The organism is Dyadobacter sp. 22481 (assembly GCF_052044875.1).
Taxonomy (GTDB): domain Bacteria; phylum Bacteroidota; class Bacteroidia; order Cytophagales; family Spirosomataceae; genus Dyadobacter; species Dyadobacter endophyticus.
In genome coordinates, this window is sequence record NZ_JBQENV010000011.1 from 1 (window position 1) to 2,753 (window position 2,753).

The window sequence follows — 2,753 nt, forward strand, 5'->3', positions numbered from 1 at the left end:
CTGGCAACAGTTCCCGTGCGCATGTTACGAAGCCTTACCGTGAAAGGCCTGACGGTCTCTGTTGTCGAAAAGGTCACATTGGGCATGATGGTAAAAGGACGCAGATCAGGGGTGGTTGCTGCCGCGCTAGTCCCAAATGTGAATGCTGCATAATTATCAGGTGTAACGCCGTTTGCGGTTATCGTACCAGTCGTAGCCAGCGCACCGGTTGTTCCTCCTGCATTACCCAGGCTTTCCCATTTAGCTGTGGTTGTGTTGTAGCCTACTACTACCAAATTGGCAATCGTTCCCGAGGTCAAAACGGATAGGTTGCTGGCTGCGTCCCAGGTAAGTGTGAGATTGACAGACAATGCTCCATCCACATCCCAATACTCAAGACTGCTTACTGCACTAACTCCCGTCCCCAGATTGCTTACCGGAAACGGTGCGCCTGCCGGCAATGTAGCCGCATTCGGATTCTCAAACCAATAAGCTGCCTTAAAATTGGCCGCCGCTGCCGGGGCTGATATACCGGCAGTACGGAGTTTCGCGCCGTTACCTATGGGAAATGTAAAGGCGGTATTGCCGGCTTTCTCGGCATACCCGTCAATATGGGAGCCATCGGATGCTCCCGAGTATGCCGACCCATCGGTAAAGTACACGTTATTAGTTGGTGAGCTCCGGGGTGTAACCAGGTATCCGCTGTTGAATAACAACGATCCATACACTCCATAGTGGCCGCCAGGATGGACCTGGCTGGTACTATGCACACCGCTTCCCTGGCTGTAAGCTCCTGTCCAGGCACACACCATTAAAAGTAGGACATATAGTTTTTTCATACTTCGTTCATTTAATACGCTTTTTAGAATTTGGCCTCACTGCATGTTGAGTTTCCCAGGATCAAACGAAGTGTCTTAGTTTTCGACCAGAACTACGAAGTCCATGAGAAGTTGCTGTGATGTCCCGGCATATTCCTGACAAAATATGGTGAAGTCAGTGGGGTTTTTACCTACGATAATCGGAGGCGTGATATCGTTGTCCAAATCTGCCTGGTTTCCGGGTTGTGCCTGATTCGAGCTGGATCTCGGGGTCAGTATGACAAAGTAGGTTTTGCCGGTTGGTACCGGGGTCGTGAAAGTCACTTTCCACGATGCGGATCCAGTAGTTGTATTCCATCCTCCGCCCCATGCCACACCTGAAACTCCTTTTGATCCAGGTAAAACCTGGTGGTTACCATCGGAAGTTCCGGTTACATCGCCCAGGTAAAGGCTACCCGCTGCATAGATTGACAGATTAAATGATCCCGCAGTTTGCTGGAAGCGGCGCCACATAGTGCCGTCCCAATAGACAAAGCCTTTTCCGGATGTCGTGTTGGTATTGTATACAAGCAAACCTTCGGTGGGACTTGTAACAGGTGCCGCCTGAGTCAGATCAGGAATACTTACGCGCGGAGGCAAAAGACCCTTTGTAGCACTCTCAACTTCCAGGGCAGAACTGGAATTAATTGTGCCTGGATTATCTCCAACTTTTACTTGTGCGTAAATTGCAGAAGAGCTGGTCAGCAATACTCCCAGAAAGAGTTTCGAGAAAAGTCTAGATGTGTTCATCGAATTTAGATTTGGTTTGGAAAACTATTTTATTTTTAATTAAACTGTAAGATGTTGGTCGTGAACAATTATTTGCGTGCTGAATAGCTGGTGTAAAAAAATAGCATTTTGATTATTTTGATATCTTAAACCGGGACAATGATGGCTTGTTTTTACAAATATTGGTGCTAAAATCGAAATGAAACTAGACAATGTTTGGTATGTCCAAGGCGAGTTTTGGTATCTATTTGAATTAATTGTTTTGAAATACACAATTATTAGATATTGGTTGCATTTTAGCCAAGCAATGTAAATCTCTATTCTAATTGAATTTTTATTTTAAAATCGAAAATGTAAAAATGACTGAATGCAATTATTGAAATAAACCTATGGTTTGTGAAACCAATCTCACGCGGTAATTCGAACCGGAACAACGTTGGCCCCTGCGGAGTTGGTGATAACTTAAAACAAAACAGCCCGGCAGGATTCCTGCCGGGCTGTCGGTTTTGTAATACTAGAAAAGGCATTGATTATCAACTAAAACTTATCTTGCAATAAGCAGCTTTTGTGTGTTTAGTGCCCCGTTCAGGTCGGTGATTTTCAAAAGATAAGCACCTGGTGCCAGCTTTTTGACATCGATACCCTCGGTAGAAACAGCGGCGGATTGATAAAAAGAAGTCCCGTTGTGACTAAGGATTTCGACATTTTTGACCGAGGCTGGTTCAACGCCGTCGAGTTTGACAAAATCCGCTGCCGGGTTGGGGTAAAGGGCAATTCCCCTGCCCTCCGTGTTGATCCGACGGATGACGCTATACGCGAACGTGTTGTCCTGGTCCACCATCTTCAAGCGGTAAAGGTTCTGGCCTGTCAGAGGTTCCTTATCAGGGAATGAATAGTTCTGCACGGTTGTGCTTTCCCTGTGCGAAGGCACCGATCCTATTTTATTCCACTGTTTGCCATTGGGACTGCGTTCGATCTCGAATCGGTCGCTGTTGATTTCTTCACTGGTCGACCAGGAAAGCAGTGCGGTTTTGCCCTCTTTTGCTGCCGAGAAGGAGATCAGCGTGATGGGCAGGTTGATGTCAGTGACATTGACAGAAGATACTGTTGTATTGAATAGTCCGTCATCTGTCCAGTCTCCTCCGATGTTAAACACCTGGGTGCCGACCGATGCGGCAGGATCAGACC

The 2,753-nt window shown here is 46.8% G+C and carries 2 protein-coding genes and 1 pseudogene; all 3 read right to left on the bottom strand.

Going from position 1 to position 2,753, the window contains the following annotated elements; translation table 11 throughout:
* Positions 1-818, bottom strand: a pseudogene (locus tag ACTJJJ_RS31695) (hypothetical protein); the annotation flags it as partial.
* A 75-nt stretch (positions 819-893) separates the two neighbouring features.
* Entirely contained in the window at positions 894-1,586 is a 693-nt protein-coding gene (locus ACTJJJ_RS31700; RefSeq protein ID WP_440703909.1) for a hypothetical protein, read from the bottom strand.
* A 523-nt stretch (positions 1,587-2,109) separates the two neighbouring features.
* A partial coding sequence (locus ACTJJJ_RS31705) for a T9SS type A sorting domain-containing protein (protein ID WP_440703910.1) occupies positions 2,110-2,753 on the bottom strand: 644 nt, incomplete at its 5' end.